This is a genomic window from Saccharopolyspora karakumensis (assembly GCF_004349225.1).
Lineage (GTDB): Bacteria > Actinomycetota > Actinomycetes > Mycobacteriales > Pseudonocardiaceae > Saccharopolyspora > Saccharopolyspora endophytica.
The window spans coordinates 1-26,569 of the sequence record NZ_SMLA01000011.1 but is presented as its reverse complement, the minus strand read 5'-3'; the positions used below and the strand labels follow the sequence as shown (position 1 = coordinate 26,569).

The following is a 26,569-nucleotide window of genomic DNA, read 5'->3' as shown; positions in this document are numbered from 1 at the left end:
TTACTGCCCGGGTGCGTTCTGCGCGCCGCGCACTGAGGTCGGACTGCCCGGAGGCTCCGCGCAGTGCGCGTCCTTGTTGAGCGGTGCCGGCGACATGTCGGTGCCGGTCCGCTCCGGTGTTCCCTCGTACCCCTTGGTACACGGCATCGGGTCGAACAGGTTGAGAACCAGTCCGAAGTGAGCGGTGCCATCTCCGGGTACGACGGTGTTGGAGACCGCGACCTGAGCCGGGTAGCTGATGAACAGCTGCTCCATGCCGTCGGTGTGCGACGACAGCAGCTTCGCGGTCGTGGTCAGGTTCGCCAGCAGCGGCCCGAGCCTGGGGTTGTCCTTGATCAGGCCGGACAGCTGCACCGCGGCGGGCGGCGCCTTCTGGATGACGCCGCGCAGGTCGCCGTCGGAGCGCTCCAGCGACTGCGACAGCAGGTTCAGGTCCTTGCTGAAGGACTTGATCGCCGAGCCCTGGTCGTTCTGCGTCGCCAGCACGGTCTTGCCGTCCTCCAGCAGCTGCACCGTCTGCGGCAGGTGGTTCTGCGCCTGCGTGGTGAACTCGCGCGAGGTGTCCAAGATGGTCTGCAGGTGACCGCCGTTGTCGCGGAAGGCGGTTCCCAGCTCGCTGACGACGGTGCGCAGCGAGTCCTGCGGCACCGAGTTGGCGAACGAGTCCAGGTTCATCATCAGGTCCTGGACCGGCAGCGGCGTGGTGGTGCGGGATTCGGCGATGACCGAACCCTCCTCGAGGTACGGGCCACCGTTCTTCTTGGGACGCAGGTCCACGTACTGCTCACCGACCGCGGACCGGTTGGTGACCACGGCTTCCACGTCGGCCGGGATGGCCGGGGCGCTCTCCTCGATGTCCAGCGGGACCTGGACGCCGTCGTCGGTGAGCTTGAGCTCGCCGACCCGGCCGATCGGCACGCCCCGGTAGGTGACCTCCGCGTTCTCGAAGACACCGCCGGTGCTGGCCAGGTTGAGCGCCACCTCGTAGCCGCGGTTGCCGAACAGCCGGTCCAGGCCCGCGTACTTGAACCCTGCGTAGCTGCAACCGATCAGCGCGATCAGCACGAAGCCGATGATCTGGAATCGGGCTCGACGGGTGAGCATCAGTTGCCACCTCCGAACAGCCTGCCCAGCAGTCCGCCACCGGATTCCTCTTCCGGTTTCGGCTGGGGCGGTGCGGGTTGCTGGGGCTGCTGCGTCTGTCCGTTCAGCGGCAGCGGGAGCCCGTCGGGCGCCGGCAGCAGCGGCTGGCGGGAGCGCCCGAGGTTCTCCACGATCGAGCTCAGGTTCAGGTCGACCTTGAGGTACAGGTTGTTGTAGTCGCTGCCCCCGATGCCGTTCACCGCGTTGTCCGGGAACGGGAAGGTGACCAGCGTTTCCAGCGATTTCGGCAGCGAGTCACCGGCGGCGGCGAGCTGGTGCAGCGTCGGCGCCAGCTGGTTGAGGTCGTGCACCAGGTCGTCGTGCGACTTGTCGACGACGTTGGTCGCCACGCCCGAGAGCCGGTCCAGCGACTGCAACATGGTCACCAGCTGTCCGCGCTGCTCGTTGAGCACCTGCAGACCGGGGCCGAGGTCGCGCAGCGCGGTGTCGATGCTGCCGCGCTGCTCGTTGAGCTTGGCCGAGAGCCGGTTGATGCTGTCCAGCGCGCGCACGATGTCGTTGCGCTGCGCGTCGAGCCCGGAGACGAGCTCGTCGAGGTTGTTCAGCAGGCCGCGGATGTCGGACTCGCGGCCGCTCATCGCCTTGTTGAGCTCCTTGGTGATGTCCTGCAGCTGCGCGACACCACCACCGTTGAGCAGCAGCGACAGCGCACCGAGGACCTCTTCCACCTCGGGGTTGCGGTTGGAGCGGTTGAGCCCGATGGTCGCGCCGTCGGTCAGCCGCCCGGAGGCCGCCTGCGGCGGAGCGGCCAGCTCGACGTACTTCTCACCGAGCAGGCTGGACTGGCGCAGCCGGGCGATGGCGTTGGCCGGCAGCTTCACGTCGCCGTTGACGGTGACGGTCACCTCGGCCTCCCACGTCCCCGGAGCGAGGGCGATGTTGGAGACCCGGCCGACCGCGACGTCGTTGACCCGGACGCCCGCGTTGGGCACCAGGTCCAGCACGTCGGCGAAGCGGACCTTCACGTCGTAGGGGCGGCTGCCGACGTCGGCGCCGCCCGGCAGCGGCATGTCGTAGACGCCGCGGGAGGAACAACCCGACAGCGCCAGCAGGCCGACCGTCGCGACCGCGCCGACCTTGACGGCCGAGGAGCGGGTGAAGACGGATCGCACCAGACGAGTCAAACCGGACCGCATCACCGGCCACCTCCAGCGGGCTGAAGTCCGTTGGTCAGCGGCAGCGGCAACGGCGGCAGCTTGCCGTTCTGCACCGAGTTGACCGTTTCGGCCAGCGTCGGCAGCTTCTCGCCGCCGGCCAGCACCGGGCGCAGGGCGTCGCAGGCGCTGCTGACCTCGAGCGGAACCTGCTGCGGCGTGGACTGGTCGAGCAGCTTGCACACGGCCACCAGCGGCGGCTGGTTGAGCTCGTTGAACATCGCGCGCTGGTCCAGCGTTCCGGAAGCGCCGTTGTAGGAGTTGTTCAGGTTGCTCATCGCCAGCGGCGCGGTGGTCAGCGACTCGTTGAGCGCTGCCTTCTGCTTGACCAGCACGGCGGCCACGTCGTGGAGCTGGCTGACGTTGGACTGCACTTGTGAGCGGTTGTCCCGCACGAAGGACTCCACCTTGCCCAGCGCCACGGACAGCTCGGCCAGGGCCGCGCTCATGTCGTTGCGCTCTCCGGCGAGGTTGCTGCTGACCTCTTGCATCTGCGTGTTGAACCGGCGCATCTGGCCGTCGTTCTCGGCCAGCATCCCGGTGAAGCGCTGCAGGTTGTCGACCGTCTTGAACAGCTCTTCGCTGTTGCCCGACAGCGTCGTCCCCGCCTCGCCGAGGTTGCGCAGCGTTTCCGACAGCGCCTTGCCGTTGCCCTCCAGGTTGGCGGCACCGGTGTTGAGCAGGTCGGTCAGCGCGCCGTTCTTGTTGGCCCCGTCGGGTCCCAGCGCCTTGGTGAGGTCGTTGAGGCTGCGGTAGATGTTGTCCAGCTCGACGGGCGTCGCGGTGCGCTCGGCGGGGATCACCGCGTCGTCGCCCAGCTTCGGGCCTCCCTTGTAGACCGGGGCGAACTGCACGTACCGGTCGGAGACGATGCTGGGAGAGACCGCGACCAGGCTCGCGTTGGCCGGGATCGCGGTGTCGCGGTCCACGCTCAGCGTGACCTTGACCTGCTTGCCCTGCGGCGTCACCTCGTCGATGGTGCCGATCGGGACGCCGAGGACGCGCACGTCACCGCCCGGGTACAGGCCGACAGCGGCGTCGAAGTAGGCGGTGACCTTGCGCTCCGCCGCTCCGTAGAACAGCCACCAGCCGCCGACCGCGCCGAGCAGCACGACGACGACCCCGATGGTGAGGATCTTGGCCAGGTTCGAGCTCTTCGAGGGTGCGCTCGTCATTGCTTGCAACCCTCCTGGTTGATCGGCCCCACGGCGGGCGGCAGCATGCCGCAGATGTAGGTGTCGAACCAGCGCCCGTTGCCGAGGACGTTGGAGAACAACCTGGTGAACGGCGCGAAGGTGTTCAGACTCCGGTCCAGGTTCTGCTGGTTGCGCTGCAGCATCTTGGTCACCTTGTCCAGCTGTTGCAGCGTCGGCCCGAGCTGCGCCTGGTTGTCGTCGACCAGCCCGGTCAGCTGCTGCGACAGCTCCTGGGTCCCGGTCAGCAGCGACGAGATCGAGTCGCGGCGGGCCCGCAGCTCCTGCAGCAGCAGGTTGCCGTCGGAGAGCAGCTTCTCGAAGTCCTCGTTGCGGTCGGCGAGCTGCTGGGAGACCTGCGTGGTGTTGTTCAGCAGGTGCTCGATCTGCTCGTCGCGCGAGGAGATGGTCTTGGAGAGCTGCGAAAGCCCGTTGAGGGCCCCGCTGACCTCGCCCGGGGTGTCCTTGAACGTGCTCGACAGCGTCTCGAAGCTCTTCGCGAGCTGCGCGGTGTCGATCTGGTCGACGTTCTTGGACAGGTCGCTGAACGCCTCGATGACGTCGTAGGGCGACATGGTCCGGTTCAGCGGGATCGGCTGGTCGTTGTCGAGCTCCTTGGACCCCTGCGGGTCCAGCGCCAGGTACTTCTGGCCGAGCAGGGTCTTGACCTTGATCGCCGCGGTGGTGTGGTCACCGAGCTCGGTGTCGGAGACCCGGAAGCTGACCAGCACGTGGTCGCCTTCGAGCTCGACGTCGGACACGGTGCCGACCTTGACCCCGGCGACCCGGACCTCGTTGTCCTCGCGCAGTCCCGCGGCCTCGGTGAACTGCGCGGTGTAGGTGGTGCCGCTGATCAGCGGCAGCCGCTCGTAGTTGGCCACCAGCAGGAACGCGAGCACCAGCACCAGGATGCCGGCGACGCCGATCTTGAGCGGGTCGCGCTGGGAGAAGGAAGTCATGGCTGGCACCTCGGCTGGGTCACCGGCATCAGCGGCAGCGGCAGGTTGATGTCGCCGACGCCGACGTTGCCGGAGGTCTTGCACAGGAAGAAGTTGAACCACGACCCGTGCGAGGCGGTCCGGGTCAAGCTCTCCAGCTTGTTCGGCATGTTGCGCAGCACCTGGTCCACCACCTGCTCGTGGTCGTTGAGGTTCTTCGACACCTCGCCGAGACCGGCGATGTCCTGCTGCAACCCTGGCCTGGCGTCCTGCAGGAGCCCGGCGGTGGTGTTGGTCAGACCGTCCATCGCGGTGATCGCGCTGCCGATGGACTCGCGGTCCTCGGCGAGCCCGGACACCACCTGCCGCAGCTGGCCGACCAGCTCGGAGAGCCGCTGGTCACGCGTGTTCACGGTGTCCAGCACGCCGTTGAGGTTGTTGATGACCTCGCCGATCACCTGGTCGCGCGAGGCGATGGTGGTCGTCAGCGAAGCCGTGTGCGACAGCAGGCTTTCCACCGTGCCGCCCTCACCCTGCAGCACCTGGATGATCTGGTACGACAGCTTGTTGACGTCCTCCGGCGACAGCGCCTGGAACAGCGGCTTGAAGCCGCCCAGCAGCACGGTCAGGTCCAGCGCCGGCTTGGTGCGCTCCAGCGGGATCGTGCCGCCCACCGGCAGGTATCCACCTTGGACGGTGCGGCCGGAGGCCCCGCCGGAGCCGGTGGTCGGCGTGGCGCCCTGCTCCAGCGCCATGTAGCGCTGCCCCACCAGGTTCCGGTACTTGATCGTCGCGGTCACCGAGGACGGCAGCCGCCGATCGGCGACGTTGAACCTGACCTCGGCGACCTTGTTGTCGACGAGCTCGATGTTCTCGACCTCACCGACCTTCACACCGGAGATGCGCACCTCGTCGCCCTCGTTGAGGGCGGTGACGTCGGTGAACCGCGCGGTGTAGGAGCTCGCCGAGCGCAGGTCCTGGTTGGCGATCGTCATGATCAGCAGGCCGGTGGCCAGCGAGGTGATCACCACGAAGACCAGGAACTTGACCAGTGGCCCGCGAATGCTGATCCCGTTCATCGGTAGCTCACCTCCGCACCTCGCAGGACCGGTCCGACCAGCAGGCTGCCCCAGCCGGGAACCTCCGAGGAGGGACGGCCCAGAGCAGGAGCCAGCACGGTGGCGACCATGTCGCGCTCAGCGGGCGAGTTGACCCACTGGGCCGCGGTGCCCGCCGGTGCCGACTGGGGAGTGCTGCCCGCCGGCGGGTTCAGGCCGCCGTTGGCCGGGCGCGATGCGGGCGGGGGAACCGAACCGTCCTTGAACGGCCCGTCCGGCGGGTACTCCGGCATCGGGTCGAGGTGCTCCATGAAGTTGTAGCAACGCGGTCCGCGCTTGTCGGCGAACTCCGGCTCGTCCTGGTTCGGGCGGTACTTGCCGCGGTGCGGCGCGATTTCCAGCGTCACGTGCAGACCGGGCTCGTTGGTGCCCTCGCCGAACGCCTTGCGGATGCGCGGGACGTACTCCTCCATCTCGCCGAGGAAGCACGGGTAGGACGGCGAGTACTTGGCCAGCACGTCGAGCGTCGGGCGCTGGGCGTCGGCGAGCTGGATGATGTTCTGGCCGTTGGCGTCGAGGAACGTCGTCAGGTCACCGGAGGTGGTGGTGAGCTGCCCGGTCATCTCCTGCAGGTTCTGCTTCTGGTCCACCAGGGTTCGCGCCGTGGTGGAGAAGTTGTCCAGCGCGGAGATGATGTCCGGCGCGGCCTGCTCGTAGGTCTGCGCGACGCCGACCAGTTCCCGCAGGTTGTCCCGCAGGTCCGGCACCGACGGGTTGAGCCCGTCCAGGTAGGTGTTGAGCTGGCTCAGCGTTTCGCCGACCTGCTCGCCGCGGCCCGACAGCGCCTGGTCCAGCGCGTTGAGCGTGGCCGACAGGTCGTCGGGGTTCACCGCCTGCAGCACCGGCATGGTGTCCGCCAGCACGGTTTCCAGCTCCAGGCCCGCGCGGGTGCGGTCCTGCTCGATCACGCCGCCGGAGGCCAGCGTCTTCGACGAGGGTTCCTCCGGCAGGTCCAGCGACACGTAGCGCTCGCCGAACAAGGTGCGCGGCAGCAGCTGCGCGGAGACGTTGGCCGGGATCTTCTCGGCCATGTCCGGCTGCAGCGCCAGGTGCAGCTCGGCGCCCTTGCCGTCGGACTTCACCTCGACGACCCGGCCCACGATCATCCCGCGCACCTTGACGTCGGAGTCCGGCAGCAGCTGGTTGCCCGTGGAGGCCGCCTTGAGGATGACGTCCGAGGACGCCGTGAACGCCTTGTTGTAGAACGCCAGGCACAGCACGACGAACATGACCATGCTCATCAGCAGCGCCAGACCCATCACCCTGCGCTTGACCGTGGTGACCGCTCCCCGCGCGCTCATCCGGTGATCCGAACGGTCGTCGTGGTGCCCCAGATCGCGAGGCTGAGGAAGAAGTCCAGCAGGGCGGTGGTCACGATCGCGGTCCGCACCGCGCGTCCCACCGCGACGCCGACCCCGGCGGGGCCGCCGCTGGCGCGGTATCCGTAGTAGCAGTGCGTCATGATCACCACCACGCTGAAGATCAGGACCTTCCCGAAGGACCACAGCACGTCCTCGGGAGGCAGGAACAGGTTGAAGTAGTGGTCGTAGGTGCCCGCCGACTGGCCGTAGAGGTGGACCGTGACGCCCCGGGCCGCGACGTAGGACGTCAGCAGGCCCAGCACGTACAGCGGGATGACCGCGACGAAGCCCGCCATCACGCGGGTGGTCACCAGGTACGGCAGGCTCGGTACGCCCATGACCTCGAGCGCGTCGATCTCGTCGGAGATCCGCATCGCGCCGAGCTGGGCGGTGAACCCGGAACCGACCGTCGCCGACAGGGCCAGACCGGCCACCAGCGGCGCGATCTCACGCGTGTTGAAGTAGGCCGAGATGAAGCCGGCGAAGGCGGAGGTGCCCAGCTGGTCGAGAGCCGCGAAGCCCTGCATGCCGACGACCGTTCCGGTGAACAGCGTCAGACCGATCATCACGCCGACCGTGCCGCCGATGACCGCCAGGGCGCCGCTGCCGAAGCTGACCTCGGCCAGCAGGCGCAGCGTTTCCTTGGCGTAGTGCGGGATCGCCCGCGGGATCCATGCCAGCGATCGGATGTAGAACGACATCTGGTCACCCAGGTCGTCCAGCATCTCCACCGGCCGTCGGGCCGCGCGCTTGGCGCGCTGCGAGATCGTCACCATGTTCCCATTCCCCTGGCGGCCATCACATTCCCTTCGGCGGGACCAGCTGCATGTACAGCGTCGTGAGGATGAAGTTCACCGCGAACAGCAGCAGGAAGGTGATCACCACCGACTGGTTCACGGCGTCCCCGACGCCCTTCGGGCCCGGTGGCGGGTTCAAACCCCGGAAGGCCGCCACCACGCCTGCCAAGAAGCCGAAGATCAGGGCCTTGAGCTCGCTGATCCACAGGTCCGGCAGCTGCGCCAGCGCGTTGAAGCTGGCCATGTAGGCACCCGGCGTACCGTCCTGCATGATCACGTTGAAGGTGTAGCCGCCGACCACGCCGACGACGCTGACCATGCCGTTGAGCAGCACGGCGACCAGCATCGCGGCCAGCACCCGGGGCACCACGAGGCGCTGGATCGGCGAGACGCCGAGCACCTCCATCGCGTCGATCTCGTCTCGGATCTTGCGCGATCCCAGGTCGGCGCAGATCGCCGAACCACCGGCACCGGCGATCAGCAGCGCCGTCACGATCGGGCTGGCCTGCTGGATGATCGCCAGCACGCTGGCGGCACCGGTGAACGACTGCGCACCGATCTGCCTGGTCAGCGACCCCAGCTGGAGCGCGATGACCGCGCCGAAGGGAATCGAGACCAGCGCCGTCGGCAGGATCGTGACGCTGGCGATGAACCAGCACTGCTGGATGAACTCGCGGATCTGGAACGGTCGCGCGGGCATCGCCCGCACGATGTCCATCCCCAGCGCGAACAGGCGGCCCGTCTGGCGCAGCCCACCGGCACCGGGGAATTGCGCCCGGGACGCGCTCACTGCTCACCTCGCTTGCGGCCGAACCAACGGCGACGAGAACCCGCCGTCTCCTCCTCGGCCTGCAACCCACCGGGCCAGGCCGGCTCCTCCTCGGGCTGGCGCGGATGCGGCGAGGGCCGCATCTGCTGCTGCGGCTGAGCAGGAGCGGGCTGCTGCGCGGGGGCGGGCTGCGGCGGCGGGAACTGCTGCGGCGGCGCCTGCGGAGCGGGAGCCTGCGGGGCGGCCTGCTGCTGCGGCCAGGAGCCGGTCGCGGGCGAGGCGAACCCGTACAGGGCCAGCTCGTCCGGCGTCAGGCTCTTGAGGATCTCCTCCTGCGCGGAGGGGTTGAGCGAGCGCAGCTGGCGCAGCACGCGGTCCTTGCGGCGGTGCACGGCGGTGCGGTCCGGCAGACCCGGGCTGACCTCCAGCTGCGGCATCATCGGCGGCACCTGGGGCCGGCCGTGCTTGGCCAGCTCCGCCTCCACCAGCGCGGTGTCCTTCTCCTCGCTCATGCCGATCGGGCCGTCGGGACGGCCGTTGAGGAACTGCACCACCACGGGCTCGTCGGAGGTCAGCAGCACCTCGCGCGGGCCGAACATCACCAGGTTGCGGCGGTAGAGCATGCCGATGTTGTCCGGCACGGTCCGCGCGGTGTTGATGTCGTGGGTGACGATCAGGAACGTCGCGTCGATCTGCGCGTTGAGGTCGACGATCAGCTGGTTCTGCACCGCGGTCCGGACGGGGTCCAGACCGGAGTCGGGCTCGTCGAACAGGAGGATCTCCGGGTCGAGCACGAGGGCGCGGGCCAGACCGGCGCGCTTCTTCATGCCGCCCGAGATCTCACCGGGGAGCTTGTCCTCCGCGCCGATGAGACCGACCATCTCCATCTTCTCGAGCACGACGTTGCGGATCTCGGACTCGCTCTTGCGCGTGTGCTCGCGGAGCGGGAAGGCGATGTTGTCGTAGAGGTTCATCGAACCGAACAGCGCGCCGTCCTGGAACAGCACGCCGAAAAGCTTGCGGACCTCGTAGAGATCCTTTTCCGAGCAAGTGCAGATGTCCGTCCCGTTGATGACGACCTTGCCCTCGTCCGGCTTGAGCAGACCCACCAGCGACTTCAGGAACACCGACTTACCGGTGCCGGAAGGCCCGAGCAGCACGCTGATCTCGCCCTGGGGCAGATTCAGCGAGACGTCCCGCCAGATGGTCTGCGGGCCGAAGGACTTCGAGAGCCCGTCGACAACCACCTCGACGCCCATCGGAACCTCCGCGTCCTCGATTACACCGATTTCGGGGAGGCAATCCATCCCCGAAGAAGCACCCTTGCACACGTGACGCGCCTAACGAAGGTAGTTGGCGTCACACCTATGCAACGAGCTCGACGCAGCAGGGTTACTCATGAGTTCACTACAAATCAAGGAGCCATCTCGGATTCGTCCGAAAAAAGGCCCTTGTTTCCGCGCAAAGGAAAAGAGAACGGGCACCCGCAACAGCGAGTGCCCGTTCTCTTACCGTGAGTCAGAGACCCAGAACCAGTTCCCAACCCGGTGCAAGCGGCGGAGCCGCGAGCGCGGGGACCACCTGAGCGGTCCGCGCCGCCGCGGGTTCCGACACGTCGTCTGGCGAGGACGCCGCGACGACGTGTATTGGCATACACGAGGAGTGGCGCCCGGAGTCCAGACGGCGTGTCAGGTTCCGCCAACGGCACCGCCACGCAGCGGGAGAACCGGATCAGGAAGACAGGGTCACTTGACGGAGACGGAGGCGCCGGCTTCTTCCAGCTTGCCCTTGGCCTCTTCGGCCTTCTCCTTGTCGACCTTCTCCAGGATGGCCTTCGGGGTGCCCTCGACGAGCTCCTTGGCCTCCTTCAGGCCCAGGCCGGAGACGATCTCGCGGACGACCTTAATGACCTGGATCTTCTTGTCGCCGGCGCCCTCGAGGACGACGTCGAACTCGTCCTGCTCCTCAGCGGCGGCGGCCTCGCCACCGGCGGCCGGGGCAACGGCGACCGCGGCCGGGGCGGCGGCGGTGACGTCGAAGGTCTCCTCGAACTGCTTCACGAACTCCGACAGCTCCAGGAGGGTCATCTCCTTGAAGACGTCCAGCAGCTCGTCGTTGCTCAGCTTCGCCATGTCGGCGTTCCTTTCTGCTCAAAGCCCGGATGCCGTCGGCATCCCGGTGGGGGTTGTCGCGCGAAAGACGGTCCGCGGACCCGCGTCGACGGCGCGCTCTCACGCACCGTCCACTGCGGACTGCGGAGAGTCTTACTCGCCCTTCTTCTCCTGAAGGGCGGCGGCCATGCGAGCGACCTGCGAAGCAGGTGCGACGAACAGCGCTGCGGCCTGGTTCATCTTGGCCTTCATGGCACCGGCCAGCTTGCCCAGCGTGACTTCGCGCGAGTCGAGGTCGGCGATGCTGTCGACCTCGGACACGGACAGCGCGCGGCCGTCCATGTACCCGCCCTTGACCACCAGGTTCTGGTTGCCCTTGGCGAATTCCTTGATCGCCTTGGCTGCGTCGACCGGCTCGCCCTCGACGAAGGCGATCGCGGTCGGGCCGACGAACAGGTCGTCGAGACCCTCGACGCCCGACTGCTCGGCGGCACGCTTGACCAGCGTGTTCTTCGCGACACGGTAGCTCACGTTCGAACCGAGCGCGCGGCGCAGCTCAGACAGCTGAGCCATCGAGAGCCCGCGGTACTCGGTCACAACGGCAGCGGTGGAGTTGTTGAACTTCTCCGAGATCTCGCTGACCGCATCGACCTTGTCGGACTTCGCCATGTCGCCTCCTCTCTGTTTCCGACTGTGGCTGACCCATCCAGTCGGTCCTGAGACGACAAAACGCCCCGGCGCAGGGCAGCACGGGGCGTCACAATCGGTGCGCGCGCGACAAGACACGCGCGACCAGCCTCGTCCCTCCTGCGCGGGCCGCCCGCATCTCACGGGACCTTCGTTCCTTCCCGCTCGTTGCCGAGCCGGGAGGAAGACCAGCGGTCTTGGGTGGAACCTCGACAAGAGTACTCGACTCGGGACGGGCGCTTCCACCGGCCCCCCGTCGCCCGGCATCATGTGTGCGTGGCTGATCAGCGGGAACCGCGCTCCGACAACCTGCCCGAGATCGTCGACGCCGATGTCGTCGAGGTCGCCGAGTACGACCGGCCCCCGGAACCGGCTCCGCGCGGCGACGCCGCGAAGGCGGCCGACGACCCGGAGTACCGGGAGTTCCTGGAGTTCAAGCGGTTCAAGGAGCGGCAGGCGTGCCAGGGCGGCGGCACGACCACCCCGGCGCCCGAGAAGCCTTGGTGGAAGAAGGCTCTCGGCCTGCTGCGCCACAAGTGGGTGCGGCGGATCATCTACGTCCTCGTCGCGCTGCTCCTGCTGAACCTGGCCTACGACCACTACTTCGGCGGCAGCGACGGCTCGTCGAGCGGCAACGGCTCCGGAGGGAGCGCGCCGGTCGACTCGGTGCCGATGACCGCGCAGAACCCGCAGCAGGCCATTCGCAGCGTCTTCAACTACCTGCGGGCCGAACCACCGGAGCAGGCGTGCGCGCTGTTCGACGACCAGGGCAAGGCCGACTTCGCCGCCGCCTACGGCGCTCCTGACTGCGCTGGCGCGGCGCGCGCGGTGCACGGCCGGATCACCGACCTCAACGCTTACGCGAATCCGAAATTCGCCCACGACGCCATCGTGGAAGCGGGACCGGAAGCGCAGGTGCCGGGTTGCCGGATCCGGGTCAGCGGCGGACCGGGGCTCGGGACTTTCAAACTCACCCGCACGCCACAAGGCGGGTGGACCATCTCCGCTTATGCCCTGACGAGTTCCGCGTGCCCCTGACCGCGCAATTCCGGAACAGTCGCAATCGTCGTTCCGGAGTAATGGCCTCGACACTCCCCGTCACCATTTCGCCGAAGCGGGTCGGTTTTGCTCAAAACCGTCCGAGCAAATGGGATATCGAGCATCCGGGTACGACAAGAATCGTTCTGGAATGCGAAAGAGGGCGAGCGCTCGTGGAGCGCTCGCCCTCTTTCGAAGGGATATCGGATCAGGCGGAAGCCGACACGCGCGTGGCGGTCGGGTCCACCGGGATGCCCGGGCCCATCGTGGTCGTGAAGGTGACCTTCTTCAGGTACCGGCCCTTCGACGCCGACGGCTTGGCGCGCAGGATCTCGTCCAGCGCCGCCGCGTAGTTCTCCACCAGCTTCTCGGTGTCGAACGACGCCTTGCCGATGATGAAGTGCAGGTTGGCCTGCTTGTCGACGCGGAAGTTGATCTTACCGCCCTTGATGTCCGCGACCGCCTTGGTGACGTTCGGGGTGACGGTGCCGGTCTTCGGGTTCGGCATCAGGCCGCGCGGGCCGAGAACCCGAGCGATCTTGCCGACCTTGGCCATCTGGTCCGGGGTGGCGATCGCCGCGTCGAAATCGAGCCAGCCGCCCTGAATGCGCTCGATCAGGTCCTCGGAACCAACCGCGTCCGCGCCGGCGGCCTCGGCCTCAGCGGCCTTGTCGCCGGTGGCGAACACGATGACGCGGGCAGTCTTACCAGTGCCGTGCGGCAGGTTCACGGTGCCGCGGACCATCTGGTCTGCCTTGCGGGGGTCGACGCCCAGCCGCAGAGCGACCTCGACGGTGGCGTCGTACTTGACCTTGGTGGTCTTCTTCGCCAGCTCGGCGGCTTCCGACGGGGTGTAGAGACGCTCCCGGTCGACGAGCTCGGCCGCCTGCTGGTATGCCTTGCTGCGCTGTGCCATTTCTGTCCTAAGAGTCAGTGGATCAGTTGTGGTTGGTCGGGCTGCGCATGAGCCCTCCCACTACCCGTGCGCGCCGGTGGAACCGGCAGCGGCTCAGGCTTCGACCGTCAGGCCCATCGAACGAGCAGTACCGGCGATGATCTTCGCGGCCTGGTCGATGTCGTTGGCGTTGAGGTCTTCCATCTTGGTCTGCGCGATCTCCTTGACCTGCTCCATGGAGACCTTGCCGACCTTGGACTTGTGCGGCTCGCCGGAGCCCTTCTGCACACCAGCGGCCTTGAGCAGCAGCTTCGCGGCCGGCGGAGTCTTCAGCTTGAAGTCGAAGGACCGGTCTTCGTACACGGAGATCTCAACCGGCACGACGTTGCCACGCTGAGCCTCGGTGGCCGCGTTGTACGCCTTGCAGAACTCCATGATGTTGACGCCGTGCTGACCCAGCGCCGGACCGACCGGCGGAGCCGGGTTGGCTTGGCCGGCCTGGATCTGCAGCTTGATGATCCCTGCCAGCTTCTTCTTCTTGGGCGGCATGTTTGCTTCCTGTGTCTTCGCTATCCGGTTGCTCGATCCCGCCGGAAGGCGGCACCGAATCTGGCGAGACCACGAGACGGTGGAATCGCCCCTGCTGCGCGGGTCCTGCCAGATCCACGCGCAGCCCGCCGCGCTCCCGCAGACGGGAGAGCGGTCAGAGCTTGGAGACCTGGTCGAACGAGAGCTCGACCGGGGTCTCGCGGCCGAAGATCGACACCAGCACCTTGAGCTTCTGGGCGTCGGCGTTGACCTCGTTGATGGTGGCCGGCAGCGTCGCGAACGGGCCATCCATCACGGTGACGGACTCGCCGACCTCGAAGTCGACCTCGACCGCGGTCTTGGTCGCGGCGGCGGTCTGACCCGCGCCGGTCTTCTTGCCCGCTTCCGGCTTCTTCTCCTCGACCTGCGGCGCGAGGAACTTCAGCACGTCGTCAATGGTCAGCGGCGAAGGCTTGGAGGTCGCACCGACGAATCCGGTCACACCCGGCGTGTTGCGCACGGCGCTCCACGACTGGTCGTTGAGATCCATCCGAACCAGGATGTAGCCGGGCAGCACCTTGCGCTGCACCATCTTACGCTGGCCGTTCTTGATCTCGGTGACCTCTTCGGTCGGCACCTCGACCTGGAAGATGTAGTCCTCGACGTCGAGCGTCTGAGCACGGGTCTCGAGGTTGGTCTTGACCTTGTTCTCGTAGCCCGCGTAGGAGTGGATCACGTACCAATCGCCGGGCGCGCGGCGCAGCGCGGCGCGCAGCTCCTCGACCGGGTCCACCTCTTCGGCTTCCACCTCTTCGGCGTCGGCTTCTTCGGCGTCGGTCTCGTCGGCTTCCGCGTCCTCGGACGCGGTCTCTTCACCGTCAGCGGCCTCGGTCTCGTCGGCCGCGGCGTCGTCGGCCTCTTCGGCGGAGTCGGTTTCCGAGGAATCGACTGCGCCGGCCGCGTCAGCCTCGACGGACACGGCCCCGGCTTCGGCAGCCTCGGGCTGCACCTGCTCGTCGGTGAGGCCGGTGGCTTCCTTGGAGGTCTCCTCGTGCGAGGTCACAGTCGGTCTCGCTTCCTCTCGTGCGTTGCGTGCCGGGTCGTTGTTTCGCCGCCGGCACCACTTAGGCGGGCCCGGAGGTTCAGCCAGTGCCGAACAGCCAGCCCACGCCCTTCGCGAAGAGCACGTCCACGCCCGCGACGAACGCCACCATGATGCTGACGAACACCAGCACCACAAGCGTGTAGGTCATCAGCGCCTTGCGTGTCGGCCAGATGACCTTGCGCAGCTCGGCGACGACCTCGCGCAGGAAGCGTCCGATCTTCCGGAACAGCGAAACCCGACCCTGCCGGCCATCCCGCGAGGGAGTGGGCCGACCCTTCGACTCAGTTGTGCGCGCCGGACCGGAGCCCGACTGGGAACGGGCGGAGGCACGACGTTCGCGCCGCGCCGCGGCGCTGGACGGACGTGCGCCCTCGCGCGCTCCGTCCTGGCCCTGCTCGCGGTCCTCGCTCACGACCATCCTCCGCTCACCGTCGCATCGACGCAGGGGTGACAGGACTTGAACCTGCAACCTGCGGTTTTGGAGACCGCTGCTCTGCCAATTGAGCTACACCCCTCTGCGGCCTGTGAAGCCCGACCGCAAAGTCGGGACGCCCTTCACCAGCCCTGAAACTGTGGTTCCAAGGTGCTCAGGCATCCCAGGTTCGAAAGTGTACGGCACGTGGAGAACGCTTCTCCAACGGCACCCCCCGTGTTGGCGAGAAGACGACTTCGCCGCTGGTGAGCGCAGTGCGTCACGCGGGGATGCGGACCGTGGCCGAAGCGCCGCCCAGCACGCCCTGCTCGGCGGACTTCGCGGTGATGTTGACCTTGATCGTGCCGTCGTCGTTGATCTTCGCGACCTTGCCGCCGAGCTCCACCACGGCGCCGCTGCCGTCGTCCGGGACGACCACGGGCCGGGTGAAGCGCACGCCGTAGCGCACGATCGCGCCCGGGTCACCCGTCCAGCTGCTCACCAGCCGCCCGGCCAGCGCCATGGTCAGCATCCCGTGGGCGATCACGTCCGGGAGGCCGACCTCCTTGGCGAACCGCTCGTTCCAGTGAATCGGGTTGAAGTCGCCCGAGGCGCCCGCGTAGCGGACCAGATCGGACCGCTCCAGCGGCACGCTCAGCGGTGGCAGCTCGTCCCCGACGTTGATCTCCGACAGCTTCACGCCTCAGGCCCCCTCACGACCAACATCGACGTGGCGGTGCAGACCTGCTCCCCGTCGGTGGTGGTGATCTCCGCGCGGACGGTCAGGAAGTCGTTGCCCGCCCGGGTCTTGATGTCGTCGACGTGCGCGACCGTCAGCAGTCGGTCACCGGCGCGGATCGGCCGGTGGTGGACGAAGTCCTGCTGGCCGTGCACCACGCGGCTGTAGTCCAGGCCGAGCTGGTCGTCCTCGACGATCTGGTCCTGCGCGGCCATCGAGAGGATCACCGCGAAGGTCGGCGGCGCGATCACGTCTGGGTAGCCGGCGGACTCGGCGGCCTCGACGTCGTGGTGCAGCGGGGAGTCGTCCTTGATCGCGCGGGCGAACTCGCGGATCTTCTCCCGACCCACCTCGTAGGGCTCGGTGGGCGGGTATTCACGTCCGATGAATGACTGGTCGAGCGGCACGCGGGAAGGCTACTAGGTCTGATCCGGATCGGCGGACCCGCTTTGACCTTCCGAGCAGCCCGCGCCCCGGACGACGAGAAGAGCCCGCCCCCGGATCAACCGGGGACGGGCTCTCGAAGGCGTTCCGAAGGAACCGCCGGGATCAGCGGGTCTCCTTGTGGAGCTTGTGCGTGCCGCAGTTCATGCAGAACTTCTTCATCTCCAAGCGGTCCGGGTTGTTGCGCCGGTTCTTGTTGGTGATGTAGTTGCGGTTCTTGCACTCCTCGCACGCCAGCGTGATCTTGGGTCGAACGTCGGTGGCGGCCACGGGGGTGCCTTTCTCTCGGTCGTAACGGGTCGGTTCGCTGGAGAGATCCTTGCGAACCCGTGACTGGTAGCGGTGGCCGGACTTGAACCGGCGACACAGCGATTATGAGCCGCTTGCTCTACCGACTGAGCTACACCGCCATGCCGAGGCCGCGGTGTGCACCGGTTGCCTCAAGCGACGCAGGATATCCCACGCAAAACAGCCACAGCACCCAGTTTACCGAGCACCGCGGCTGCCTTTCGAGCCCCAATACGGAATCGAACCGTAGACCTTCGCCTTACCATGGCGACGCTCTGCCGACTGAGCTATTGGGGCGTGCCCTTGCGGAGCGATTAGAACTTTACACACCTGCGGGCCCCCTCGAAACAGGGGGGTACCTTTTTGCGAAAACGCAGGTCATGGCCGCCTTTTCACGGCGCACCCCACCGGATCGGGCGAATTCGGACATCAGTGCAGGAGTGTGAGCACGGTCTCCTCGCGGCTGCCCCGATCGCGCTTGGTGCGGGCCTGCAGCCACGCCTCGAAGCGCTCCTCGGACAGCGGGCGGGAGATCAGGTAGCCCTGAGCCACGTCGCAGCCCATGCCCACCAGCTGATCGCGCGCGGCGTCGTCCTCGACGCCCTCCGCGACCACCGCGAGGTCCAGCGAGTGGCCGAGCTCGACGATCGTGCGGACCACCGCCAGGTCGCTGAGATCGGTTCCCATGCCCAGCACGAAGCTCTTGTCGATCTTGACCTCGTCCACCGGCAGCTGCCGCAGGTAGGCCAGCGACGAGTAGCCGGTGCCGAAGTCGTCCACCGCGAGCACCACGCCCATCGCGTGCAGGCGCCGCAGGACCGGCAGCGACCGCTCCTTGTCGGCCATCACGCTGGACTCCGTCAGCTCCAGCGTGAGCAGCTCCGGCGGGATGTCGTGGCGTTCGAGCGCCTCGGCGACCCGCTCGGGGAAGGTCTCGTCGGCGAGGTTGCGCACCGACAGGTTCACCGCCACCGACATCCGCAGCCCGCGGTCGAGCCACTGCCGGATCTTGACCAGCGCGCACTCCAGGACGAACGCGGTGAGCGCGTCGACCAGCCCGGTGGCCTCCACCAGCGGCACGAACTCGTCCGGATCCAGCCGCCCGTACTCGGGGTGCGACCAGCGCACCAGGGCCTCGGCGCCGACGACCTGACGTTCCGGCAGCGCCACCTTCGGCTGGTAGTGCACCTCGACCTGACCGGTGTCCAGCGCCTGCCGGAACTGGGTGACCAGCTGGAAGCGGCGCAGGAACACCTGGCCCATGGCCGGCGCGTAGCAGCGCACTCCGTCCTCGCCGTTGCGCGCGGCCCGCACCGCCACATCGGCGTGCTGGAGCAGCGTGTCGACGTCGGTCTCGGCCTCGCCGTCGGCGGGTGCCGAGGAGGCGTAACCGGCGACGCCGGCGGCCTCCACCACTATCCGGTCCAGCGGGTAGGACATGGCGATCACGTCGCACAGCCGCAGCGCCACCTGGTGCGCCTGCTCCTCGGTGTGGTCGAGCAGCAGCACGGCGAAGGAGTTGGCCTCCAAGCGCGCCAGCGGAGCATCACCGAGGGCTTCGCGCATCCGCTGCCCGGCGGCGACCACCATCCGGTCGCCCCAGGTGTACCCGAGGGCTTCGCTGACCGTGGTGAGCAGGTCCAGGTCCACCCGCAGCACGACGGCGGCGCGGCCCGCGCGGAGCTCGTCACCGGAGATCTCGCGGAAGCCGGTGCGGTTGAGCAGCCCGGTCAGCGGATCGTGGTAGGCGTCGTGCCGCAGCCTGGCCAGCAACCTGCGGTTGTCCATCGCGGTGGCCAGGTGGCTGGCCAGGGTGTGCAGCAGTCGCACGTCGGCGCGGCCGAACCCGCGCCAGCGGCTGACCCGGTCGTGAACCTCCACGGCGCCCAGCAGCTGGCTGGCGCCTCGCAGCGGGACCACGAGCGCCTCGTAGGCGCCGCGCTGCCGCAGCGCGCGGCGGACCTCCTCCGGCGCTTCGAGGGTCCGGAAGGAGCGCACGTGGCTGCCGGGGAGTTGCAGCAGCGGGTCGTCGCGCAGCGCGTCCGGCGCCGCCTGGACCGCGGCGTCCGGCATCGCCTCACCGGCGACCAGCGTGGTGACCTCACCGCGCGGGTCCAGCCGCAGCCGCAGCACGACCCGGGTGGCGTTGAGCTGCTCGCGGATCCGCTCGGCGACGGGTTCCCACTCGCCGACCGGCACGGCCTGCTCGCCGACGGGGTCGGGCGAGGTCTGCGCGCCCTGCCCGGAGCGGGCCACGCTGAGGCTGACGTCGCTGAGCGCCTCCAGGTCGCGCTGCTCGCGCAGCAGGTCGGAGTAGGCGCGGTAGAGGCCGATCACGGCAACGGCGACGAGCCCGACCAGCAGCCAGCCCCACGGCGTGCCGATGGCGACCTCGTACCCGATGAGACCGACGGAGGTGTTGAGCAGGCCGACGGCCAGCGTGCGCCCGGCCAGCCGCGCACCCGCGGCGACCTTCATCGCACCGCCCAGCACGGTCAGCGCGGCCAGCGCGAACCCGCAGCTGATCAGCGGCGAGGTCAGCGTGCCGACGACGGGACCGAACCAGTCGGGGGCGACGCCGATGAGGGCCTGGTTGACCAGGTTGGCGACCGCGAACGGCACCGCGATCTCCAGGCACAGCACGCCGGCGTTGTAGACGACGTGGGTGGCCGCGCGCCTGCCCACCTGAGCACCGAGCCCCGCCAGCAGGTTCGCCGCGAGCACCACTTCGAACGGCGCGGTGAGCAGACCGAGCAGCAGCGGGATCTCGGTGAAGGAGATGGTCCAGCCGACGCGCTTGACGTCGACGTCGATGGTCAGCTGCTCGGCGAGCAGGAACCCGACGGCCAGCAGCGGACCGATGAACAGCAGTTCAGGGGTGTAGCGCGATTCGAGGCCGCCGGCGGTGAGCAGGGAGACCCCCACGCCCGCGGCGAGCACCACGAAGGAGAAGGTCGCGAACATCCGGCGGCGCACCGGATCGACTTCGGCTCTGACCGGTGGCCTGGATGGTTCCAGACCGGAATGCGGACCGAGGGAGCGGTGACGCTCGATCATCCACGCTCCTCCCGCTGGCGATACGGCCGTACCACAGATGTCCGTCCGCCGATCGTGACGCACGTGAGCACGGATGGCCAGGGTCGAATGGCCCTCCCGACACACTCCGGATGCACGCATCAGATGAGTTCAACCGGCGGGTGGCGCGGTAGCGCTTTCTTTCAAGGCCACTCTGACCTGCGGGAATTTCGCCGAGCGCGGTGGAGCGCAAGAAGTCCTTGGGCTTCGCGCGGCTCACTCACAACTTTGTGAGGATCACCGCAACAACATCAGATCGAGGTAACGGTACGTATTCGGTCTGACCACAAGTGGTCATCCTTGTAGATCGAACTCGTCCAGGAAGTCACGCACAGCACGGTCGAGATCGGCCAGCCCGGACTCCTCGACGGGCAGATGACCCGACCCGCGCAGCGCGGTCGTGCGGGTCGGACCGGCGATGCGGTCGAAGAACTCCTCCGACAGCAGCGGCGGCGTCCAGCGGTCCTCGTCGGGGTGCGCGAGCAGCAGCGGCGTCCCGGCGAAGCGCTCGGGTGGCAGGACCGGTGCGGTGGCCAGGCAGCTGCGGGCGAAGCGCAGCGAGATCCAGCCACCACCGGCGAGCTCGTCGGCCCAGGCGAGGTTGGCGTACTGGGTCTGGTTGGACACCGCGGCGATGTTGACCAGCCAGTGCACGGGCACCCGCACCGCCGACAGCGGTTCGCGCACGAGCGAGAGCAGACCGGCCCAGCGCGCCATCTCAGGTCGCGCGGCCAGCACCCGCCGGACCTCGTCGCGGCACGGGTCGGCCAGGCACGTGGTGACGACGCCGCCGACGTCCGTGCTCGCGGCGACGTCGTAGGCGAGCCGGCCACCGGTGCTCACGCCCAGCAGGATGACGGGACGCGAATCGCGCGCCTTCTCGCGCTCGACCAGGTCGCGGGCGCAGTTCAGCCAGTCCGAGTAGGTCGCGCCGAGCAGCGGTGTCCCGGTCAGCCCGAATCCGGGCAGGTCGGGGGCGATGAAGTCGAGGTCGGCCAGCGCGGGCAGCCTGCCGTAGGGGGCGAGCATCCGCCCGTAGGTGCCGACGCCGTGCAACGCGATGACCTTGGCGGGAGCGCCAGCGCGCTCGACGCGGTCCACGTGCACCTTCAGCCCGCGCCACTGCCACCACTGCTCGTCGGGTGCGTTGTCGGCGCTCAGGCGCAGCGCGCCGGGGAAGAACGCCTGGTAACGCTGCCAGTGCAGGTGGCCGAAGTAGCCGGGGCCGACATCGGTGGCAGACCCTGGGGTGGATGGAGCGCTCGAGGGCACACTTCGAACATACGGAGTCGGGCCGACCGCGCGCATCAGCCGTGCGCTGGTCTAGGCCGAATCCGAGGGCTTGAGCCGCACCACGTTGGAGTCCAGGTCGAGCGGACCGGCACCGGACTCCCGCTCGTCCTCCTTCGCCACCTCGACCCAGGCGAGGTGGTCGAGCTGGTGCTTGACCCCGACGTTGAACAGCCCTTCGACCTCCATCGCCGCGCTCCCCGCGCTGGAGCGCTCCGGTACGGGTGCGGGCGCGGCGGCCCGCAACTCCTCGCGCCGCTTCGCGCGTCCCGCGCGGTCGATGGCCATGCCTCCACGCTAACCCGGCGAAGCCGCTGAGCAGCACCGCCGACGTCGATGCGCCACCAGTAGGGTCGTGCGCGTGCTCGATCCGTACTTCGTCCAGGTCGCAACGTCGGAACTCGCGGATCTCACGCGAGCGCTGGAACTCCTCGACCGCGCGGACCTCAACCACCGCTACCGCAAGATGCTCGACGAGTCCCGCCAGCTGCTGACCGCCGACCAGATCCGCCTCACCCAAGCCCGCGGCCTGGCGAAACGCCTCATGGTCCTGATCAAGGCGGCGGGCCCGGACTTCCCCGCCACCCTCGACGACGAGGCCCGCGAGATCCTGCGCGCAGGCGAGGCCAAGGCCGACGACCTGGTCTTCCGCCCAGAGGAAGCCTGAGGCCCACCCCCGCTGAGGAACCGCGACGGCTGGTCTGTATTCTTTTCTCGCAAGCCAGCGCGCTGGCGAGCACGCCGGGTTGCCCGAGCGGCCAAAGGGAGCTGACTGTAAATCAGCCGGCATTGCCTTCGGAGGTTCGAATCCTCCACCCGGCACCCAGGAGGAACGGCCCCCTGACCAGCACTTAAGCGGTCAGGGGGCCGTTTCGCGTTGTACGGCTGTGTACGGCCACTACCGGCTCAGTACGACTGGCGGTGGTCAACCAGTGGTCAGTTGATCAAGGGCCTCCACTCTCGCGCGGGCGATCTCTTCCTGCCTCCAGGACCGAGTACACGGCCACGTCCATTGAGGTCTCTGAAAGCCTGTATGTCCGCAGGCTGCCCTTCTGCAGCACGGTGCTCGCCACGTCGTACCTCCAGGCCAACGAGGTCGAGCAGGCGGTCACCGCCCGCCCGCGAGATCGTCGACACCGCCGCTGGCCTGAATTGCTACCGCGTCAACTCCTGCCTCGATGAGCTCCGCCAGCGTCTACGACAGCTCCGACTCGGCGACCGTCGCGGAATCGGGGGGTAGGCCAGTACACGGGAGCTGGGTGTTGCGCGAGTGCTCTTCTAGACGTTGGGCTCGAGCGGCTGCTGGCCGACGCCCGTCAGCAGTGTGTCCACGACGAGCGTTGCCAGTTCATCCACGTCTCGGGCGTCGGTGAGCTGGGTCTGTGCGGCTTCGTGGATCAGCGCGTAATACGTGCGCCTAGCCCAGGTCAGGTCGGTGTCGGGCCGTAGGGCACCTGTGTGCTGCAACCGCCGGAAGAGGCGGTCGCACTGGTCAAGCACGTCCGCATGTACGCGTGCAGCCTCGGAATCCTCAGGCTTGATGGCGTTCATGGCGAACCCCCAACCGATCTTGACCCGGAGCACATTTGCGGTCACCTGATAGAGCGCGACCAGTGGCGGAGCGGTCTCGGGCCGGGCGCTGGTGACGGCGTCGTGGAACTGCTGAGTGGCCCAGGCTGTCATGGCATCGACGAGGTCCTCGCGGCTGGTGAACCGGCGATGCACGGTCGTCCGGGCAACGCCCGCAGCCTCCGCGATCTGTTCCATGGTGGCTGCAGGATTGGCGCTCAGCACGCGTTCCGCGGCCTCGAGAATCGCATTCGCTGTCCGCTCGGCGTCTGCACGCATAGGCCGCACTCGCCTCTCCTGCTCCATATGGGCCCCTCCTCATGATCCTCTCCATGCTACGAGGTAGTCGCCACTCGCACTCAACTTGCGACACGCCTGTTGCATCTCTTACGTTAGTCGCATCACTGGTGACGCTAATTGGACGTGGAGGCCTCACATGGATCTGCAGCTGGACGGCAAGGTCGCTGTCGTGACCGGCGCAAGCCGAGGAATCGGGTTGGCCACGGTTTCGACCTTGATCGGCGAAGGAATGCGGGTGCTGGCAGCAGCACGGACGATCACACCCGAACTCCAGGCCACGGGGGCGCTCGGTGTGTCCGTTGACCTGTCCACTCCCGACGGCCCTGCTCAGCTCATCGAACGGGCGGAGGCAGAGCTTGGGCGTCTCGATGTGCTGGTCAACAACGTGGGGGGTGGTGACGGCGGTGGTCAGACCGGCGGGTTCCTCGCCTTCACCGATCAGCAGTGGAGCAGCGCGTTCGACTTGAACTTCCTGGCGGCAGTCCGCACCACGCGGGCCGCACTGCCTCATCTTCTGGAGAGCCGGGGCGCGATCGTCAACATCTCGTCCAACGGTGCCCGAATCCCGCATGCCGGCCCGATCACCTACACCACCGCCAAGGCTGCGCTCACCGCCTTCGGGAAGGCGGTAGCGGAAGAGTTCGGACCGCAAGGAGTGCGCATCAACACAGTCTCACCTGGCCCTGTCCGGACTCACATGTGGGAATCATCGGACGGCTATGGAGCTGAGCTCGCCGAGTCCCTCGGCCTGAGTCGGGAGCAGCTGATGAACAACCTCCCCGCCACCATGGGGATGGTCACCGGCAGGCTCGTGAATCCTGCGGAGGTCGCTGACCTTGTTGCATACCTAGCTTCACCGCTCGCAGGCAGCACCACCGGGGCGGACCACATCATCGACGGGGGCGCGATCAAGTCTGTGTGACGCACAGCCACCGGGACGCGCGACGTTCTGCTCTTCCTGGCATGCGTCTCCCGCAGATGACCTCGCCGACGCTTCCGCCGGCGCGAGACGCCCCTCTGACCAGCACGTAAGCGGACAGGGGGCCGTTTCGCGTTGTCCGGCTGTGCGCTGCCAACCAGGCGAGCCGCAGGAGAAAGACCCCGTGACCAGCACCAAAGCGGTCACGGGGTCTTTGCTTTGCAGTCCCGCTGTGTCCGGCGCCGTCCGGCCGTGTACGACGTTCCACGGTAAAGACACGGTAAAAGAGATCAGGTCGTGCTCAGCGCCTGTTCCACTCGCCGGCGGGCTTCCTGCTCGCCGCCGTCCAGGCACTTCGCGTAGACGCGAAGCAGGACGCCCACTCTGTGACCGGCCCACTCCGCGACGCGAGTCGCTTCGACTCCACCGTTGAGCCACGTGGACACCAGCATGGCGGCAAGTCATGCGTACGCTTGCCCCCTGTGCTTCGGCGAGAGCTTGGGCTGTCTGCCGCGCAGCTTGCCCTTCCTTCAATGGCGCACGGCGTCCGCGGCTATGGCGGTCTGGACTGCGCCGCTCGAACTTGGGGCTGGTACGTACCAGAAGCCGAGGAAGCAGCTCTTGCGATGAGTTACCCCGTCACCGCGAGTCTGCATCTGGCGGAGACGCCTGCCACCGAAGGAGGACATCGTGGGCGATGCTGTCTGGTCGATCGTGCACGCGGAGCGTGCGGCGCTGATCGACGACCTCGAGAACCTCAACGACGAACGGTGGGACGAGGCGTCGCTGTGCGAGGACTGGAGCGTGCACGACGTGGCCGCCCATCTGGTCAGCTCAGCCCGGACGACGCGGCTCGGTTTCGTGGTTGACCTCGCTCGGGCGCGATTCGACTTTCACCGCCAGAACGCCCGCGGTGTCGAACGTGAGCGCGGTGCCTCACCGCAGGAGACGCTGGAGCGGCTTCGTCAGGTGGCATCGCGGAGGTCGACCCCGCCCGGGCCCGTCGACAGCCGGCTTGTCGAACAGGTCGTGCACGGCGAGGACATTCGCCGACCTCTGGGGCTCACCCGCTTCTACCCGAAGGAGGCCGTCGTCAGATCACTGCGCCTGCAGGCTCGCACCCCAGCCTTCTTCGGCGGCGCCAAGGAACTCGTGGCCCGCGCACGGCTGACAGCAACGGACGCCGACGTGTCATGCGGCGATGGTCCGGAGGTGAGAGGTCCCACGCTGCCACTTCTCCTGGCCATTTCCGGGCGGCGGGTGGCATTGGACTACCTCGACGGGCCGGGACTCGACGAGCTAGCCGCCGTGATCTGACAATCCGCGCCGGCCACACCGCCCGGAGCGGGACTGCGCGCGCTACGACATGTCCCGTTGGGTAGCGAGCGTCATCCGGTCGAGACGATGGTTCACAGACATCAGGCTCCAAAACAGCAGTCCGATCCCAAGCTGGTACCAGCCTGACCAGCTGCGGGGGGTGCACAGTAGATCACCGACGATCAGGCTCGCCCCTGCCAACAGCAGGGCTAGGGTCAATGCCTGGCCTGGCATTCGCTTCACGAGTTCTCCCAACGTCGAGCTACTCCACTTAGCGGCAGGAACAGGCTGGCGAGCGGGCATGATTCAAAGCTGAATTGGCGATGAGAGCGTCTTCAGACGCTGATCGAACGGTCCGGCGCATCCCCGCGAAGTACGTGTGCGCAGGCCGCGCGGTCGGCCCGGGAGACGCAGAGCCCGGCTGCCGCGCCCGAGTCGGACAGCCACCGCGACCCGCGCCCTCACCACCCGTGAGCTCGATGCGTTCTGGTTGCTGACGCGCGTGAATCTGTACCGGCCGTAGCTCTGGGCGATCTTCAGCCGGTGTTGAGGTGCAGCAGGAGGCGGTCGTCGAACTCGACGTCGTGCGGCAGGTGTTCCAGCTCGGACGCGCTCACGGAAACGCCCTGGCGGAGGGCTGCCGATGCCAGGTGGGCCCAGTGCTCGGCCTCCGCTTCGGCTGGGGACTGGCCGTCCACCGGTTCGTCGGGTCCCACCACCACGCGTGCCGTTTTGCGCACGGCTTTCTCCGATGTCCGTTCCCAGCCCGCTGACGAGGCCCATCCTCCGTCGTCCAGCAGCAGCACGCGCCGTCCACCGACGAGTTCCAACTCGTGCTTGGCCGACACCCCCACGTTCTCGCCTGCTGCTCGTTCGTCGACGTCGACCGAAGTCACCGGACGCGCCCCAGCTCGCATCTGCACCTCGCAGTTCACCGGAACCTCGTTGGCACCAACAGGTCCGCCTCGACAACCGCGCATCGGCACAACAGCTGCAGGAGACGTCCGCACCCGGAATACGGCCGTATTCCGGGGTCTGATCACTGCGGTATTCCGGCACTCCCTGAGGGAGGGGCGGTTGGCAGGTCTGTCAGTCCCATGGGGCCTGTTGGCGGGAGGATGGGTTGGTGCGGATCTCTTTGGTTTCTCTTGTGGTGGATGACTACGACCGGGCTATCGCGTTCTTCGTGGGTGTGCTGGGGTTCGAGCTGGTGGAGGACTCGCCTTCGTTGACCAACGACGGGCGGGAGAAGCGGTGGGTCGTCGTGCGGCCGCCGGCGGCGGGCACGGGCCTTCTGCTGGCCGAGGCGGACGGGGAGCGGCAGGTGGCGGCCGTGGGGAACCAGACCGGGGGTCGGG

At 67.8% G+C, this 26,569-nt stretch carries 29 protein-coding genes and 4 tRNA genes; 6 read left to right on the top strand and 27 right to left on the bottom strand.

The genetic code is table 11. The annotated features are described in order from the left end of the window. The 11 genes from E1202_RS10320 to rplJ all read right to left on the bottom strand — a co-directional run bounded on the left by E1202_RS10320 (position 1) and on the right by rplJ (position 11,274). Positions 1-1,104 carry an MlaD family protein gene (locus E1202_RS10320; RefSeq protein WP_132682538.1) on the bottom strand — a complete coding sequence of 368 codons (1,104 nt, stop codon included), beginning with the start codon at positions 1,102-1,104 and terminating at the stop codon, positions 1-3. Continuing rightward, entirely contained in the window at positions 1,104-2,300 is a 1,197-nt protein-coding gene (locus E1202_RS10315) for an MCE family protein (protein ID WP_132682537.1), read from the bottom strand. The genes E1202_RS10320 and E1202_RS10315 overlap by 1 nt, the downstream gene beginning before the upstream one ends. Further along, positions 2,300-3,493 carry an MCE family protein gene (locus E1202_RS10310; protein ID WP_132682535.1) on the bottom strand — a complete coding sequence of 398 codons (1,194 nt, stop codon included), beginning with the start codon at positions 3,491-3,493 and terminating at the stop codon, positions 2,300-2,302. Before E1202_RS10310 ends, E1202_RS10315 begins: the two co-directional genes overlap by 1 nt. Beyond that, entirely contained in the window at positions 3,490-4,470 is a 981-nt protein-coding gene (locus E1202_RS10305; protein ID WP_132682533.1) for an MCE family protein, read from the bottom strand. The genes E1202_RS10310 and E1202_RS10305 overlap by 4 nt, the downstream gene beginning before the upstream one ends. Then, the gene (locus E1202_RS10300; RefSeq protein WP_132682532.1) at positions 4,467-5,528 is read right to left on the bottom strand and encodes an MCE family protein; all 1,062 of its coding nucleotides are present in this window, start codon (positions 5,526-5,528) and stop codon (positions 4,467-4,469) included. The genes E1202_RS10305 and E1202_RS10300 overlap by 4 nt, the downstream gene beginning before the upstream one ends. Next, entirely contained in the window at positions 5,525-6,868 is a 1,344-nt protein-coding gene (locus E1202_RS10295; RefSeq protein ID WP_132682530.1) for an MCE family protein, read from the bottom strand. Before E1202_RS10295 ends, E1202_RS10300 begins: the two co-directional genes overlap by 4 nt. Beyond that, positions 6,865-7,704 carry an MlaE family ABC transporter permease gene (locus E1202_RS10290; RefSeq protein ID WP_132682528.1) on the bottom strand — a complete coding sequence of 280 codons (840 nt, stop codon included), beginning with the start codon at positions 7,702-7,704 and terminating at the stop codon, positions 6,865-6,867. Before E1202_RS10290 ends, E1202_RS10295 begins: the two co-directional genes overlap by 4 nt. Before the next feature lie 22 nt (positions 7,705-7,726). Beyond that, on the bottom strand, positions 7,727-8,515 hold the full coding sequence (locus E1202_RS10285) for an MlaE family ABC transporter permease (protein WP_132682526.1): 789 nt from the start codon (positions 8,513-8,515) through the stop codon (positions 7,727-7,729). After that, positions 8,512-9,753, bottom strand: coding sequence for an ABC transporter ATP-binding protein (locus E1202_RS10280; RefSeq protein WP_132682525.1), 1,242 nt, complete (start codon positions 9,751-9,753; stop codon positions 8,512-8,514). Before E1202_RS10280 ends, E1202_RS10285 begins: the two co-directional genes overlap by 4 nt. 486 nt (positions 9,754-10,239) lie before the next feature. Further along, entirely contained in the window at positions 10,240-10,626 is a 387-nt protein-coding gene (gene rplL, locus E1202_RS10275; protein WP_132673914.1) for a 50S ribosomal protein L7/L12, read from the bottom strand. A gap of 132 nt (positions 10,627-10,758) precedes the next feature. Beyond that, positions 10,759-11,274: a 50S ribosomal protein L10 gene (rplJ, locus tag E1202_RS10270; protein WP_132682523.1), complete on the bottom strand. Its 516-nt coding sequence runs from the start codon at positions 11,272-11,274 to the stop codon at positions 10,759-10,761. 294 nt (positions 11,275-11,568) lie between these two features. Between rplJ and E1202_RS10265 the strand changes: the two genes are divergently transcribed. Next, the gene (locus E1202_RS10265; protein ID WP_132682521.1) at positions 11,569-12,330 is read left to right on the top strand and encodes a hypothetical protein; all 762 of its coding nucleotides are present in this window, start codon (positions 11,569-11,571) and stop codon (positions 12,328-12,330) included. A 208-nt stretch (positions 12,331-12,538) separates the two neighbouring features. Here the strand turns inward: E1202_RS10265 and rplA are convergent, their stop codons facing one another. The 13 genes from rplA to E1202_RS10200 all read right to left on the bottom strand — a co-directional run bounded on the left by rplA (position 12,539) and on the right by E1202_RS10200 (position 21,394). Further along, entirely contained in the window at positions 12,539-13,246 is a 708-nt protein-coding gene (rplA, locus tag E1202_RS10260) for a 50S ribosomal protein L1 (protein WP_132682519.1), read from the bottom strand. 93 nt (positions 13,247-13,339) lie between these two features. Continuing rightward, positions 13,340-13,774, bottom strand: coding sequence for a 50S ribosomal protein L11 (gene rplK / locus E1202_RS10255; protein WP_132621571.1), 435 nt, complete (start codon positions 13,772-13,774; stop codon positions 13,340-13,342). Positions 13,775-13,928: 154 nt separating this feature from the next. Beyond that, a complete protein-coding gene (nusG, locus tag E1202_RS10250) occupies positions 13,929-14,816 on the bottom strand; it encodes a transcription termination/antitermination protein NusG (protein WP_132682517.1) in 888 nt (295 codons plus the stop codon). Positions 14,817-14,895: 79 nt separating this feature from the next. Next, positions 14,896-15,270, bottom strand: a complete 375-nt coding sequence (gene secE / locus E1202_RS10245; protein ID WP_132673909.1) for a preprotein translocase subunit SecE — start codon at positions 15,268-15,270, stop codon at positions 14,896-14,898. 30 nt (positions 15,271-15,300) lie between these two features. Next, positions 15,301-15,373: transfer RNA gene (locus tag E1202_RS10240), tRNA-Trp, on the bottom strand. A gap of 177 nt (positions 15,374-15,550) precedes the next feature. Continuing rightward, the gene (locus E1202_RS10235) at positions 15,551-15,970 is read right to left on the bottom strand and encodes a MaoC family dehydratase (protein ID WP_132682516.1); all 420 of its coding nucleotides are present in this window, start codon (positions 15,968-15,970) and stop codon (positions 15,551-15,553) included. Next, complete coding sequence (locus E1202_RS10230) at positions 15,967-16,416, bottom strand: MaoC family dehydratase N-terminal domain-containing protein (RefSeq protein WP_132682514.1); 450 nt, start codon at positions 16,414-16,416, stop codon at positions 15,967-15,969. The genes E1202_RS10235 and E1202_RS10230 overlap by 4 nt, the downstream gene beginning before the upstream one ends. A 142-nt stretch (positions 16,417-16,558) precedes the next feature. Then, on the bottom strand, positions 16,559-16,723 hold the full coding sequence (rpmG, locus tag E1202_RS10225) for a 50S ribosomal protein L33 (RefSeq protein ID WP_132621563.1): 165 nt from the start codon (positions 16,721-16,723) through the stop codon (positions 16,559-16,561). A gap of 64 nt (positions 16,724-16,787) precedes the next feature. Further along, a tRNA-Met gene (locus tag E1202_RS10220) sits at positions 16,788-16,863 on the bottom strand. 102 nt (positions 16,864-16,965) lie between these two features. Next, positions 16,966-17,038: transfer RNA gene (locus E1202_RS10215), tRNA-Thr, on the bottom strand. 132 nt (positions 17,039-17,170) lie between these two features. Continuing rightward, complete coding sequence (locus E1202_RS10210; RefSeq protein ID WP_132682512.1) at positions 17,171-19,798, bottom strand: putative bifunctional diguanylate cyclase/phosphodiesterase; 2,628 nt, start codon at positions 19,796-19,798, stop codon at positions 17,171-17,173. A 312-nt stretch (positions 19,799-20,110) separates the two neighbouring features. After that, positions 20,111-21,088, bottom strand: a complete 978-nt coding sequence (locus E1202_RS10205) for an alpha/beta fold hydrolase (RefSeq protein WP_235878002.1) — start codon at positions 21,086-21,088, stop codon at positions 20,111-20,113. A gap of 51 nt (positions 21,089-21,139) precedes the next feature. Further along, the gene (locus tag E1202_RS10200) at positions 21,140-21,394 is read right to left on the bottom strand and encodes a hypothetical protein (protein ID WP_132682509.1); all 255 of its coding nucleotides are present in this window, start codon (positions 21,392-21,394) and stop codon (positions 21,140-21,142) included. A gap of 73 nt (positions 21,395-21,467) precedes the next feature. Here E1202_RS10200 and E1202_RS10195 point away from each other — a divergent pair, with 73 nt between their 5' ends. Further along, positions 21,468-21,773 carry a hypothetical protein gene (locus E1202_RS10195; RefSeq protein WP_235877999.1) on the top strand — a complete coding sequence of 102 codons (306 nt, stop codon included), beginning with the start codon at positions 21,468-21,470 and terminating at the stop codon, positions 21,771-21,773. 73 nt (positions 21,774-21,846) lie between these two features. After that, positions 21,847-21,928 (top strand) — tRNA-Tyr (locus E1202_RS10190). A 456-nt stretch (positions 21,929-22,384) separates the two neighbouring features. Here the strand turns inward: E1202_RS10190 and E1202_RS10185 are convergent. Then, positions 22,385-22,981, bottom strand: a complete 597-nt coding sequence (locus tag E1202_RS10185; protein WP_132682506.1) for a TetR/AcrR family transcriptional regulator — start codon at positions 22,979-22,981, stop codon at positions 22,385-22,387. Between the two features lie 130 nt (positions 22,982-23,111). Between E1202_RS10185 and E1202_RS10180 the strand changes: the two genes are divergently transcribed. Then, a complete protein-coding gene (locus tag E1202_RS10180; protein ID WP_132682505.1) occupies positions 23,112-23,897 on the top strand; it encodes an oxidoreductase in 786 nt (261 codons plus the stop codon). Between the two features lie 287 nt (positions 23,898-24,184). On the opposite strand, the gene E1202_RS10175 is transcribed toward E1202_RS10180, so the two are convergent. Further along, positions 24,185-24,346 carry a hypothetical protein gene (locus E1202_RS10175; RefSeq protein ID WP_235877996.1) on the bottom strand — a complete coding sequence of 54 codons (162 nt, stop codon included), beginning with the start codon at positions 24,344-24,346 and terminating at the stop codon, positions 24,185-24,187. Positions 24,347-24,584: 238 nt separating this feature from the next. On the opposite strand from E1202_RS10175, the gene E1202_RS10170 reads away from it, so the two are divergent. Then, complete coding sequence (locus E1202_RS10170) at positions 24,585-25,211, top strand: maleylpyruvate isomerase family mycothiol-dependent enzyme (protein WP_132682503.1); 627 nt, start codon at positions 24,585-24,587, stop codon at positions 25,209-25,211. Positions 25,212-25,747: 536 nt separating this feature from the next. Here E1202_RS10170 and E1202_RS10165 read toward each other — a convergent pair. Continuing rightward, complete coding sequence (locus E1202_RS10165; RefSeq protein WP_132682501.1) at positions 25,748-26,107, bottom strand: hypothetical protein; 360 nt, start codon at positions 26,105-26,107, stop codon at positions 25,748-25,750. Between the two features lie 230 nt (positions 26,108-26,337). Between E1202_RS10165 and E1202_RS10160 the strand changes: the two genes are divergently transcribed. After that, the coding region (locus tag E1202_RS10160) for a VOC family protein (protein WP_207918547.1) at positions 26,338-26,569 on the top strand (232 nt) is incomplete at its 3' end.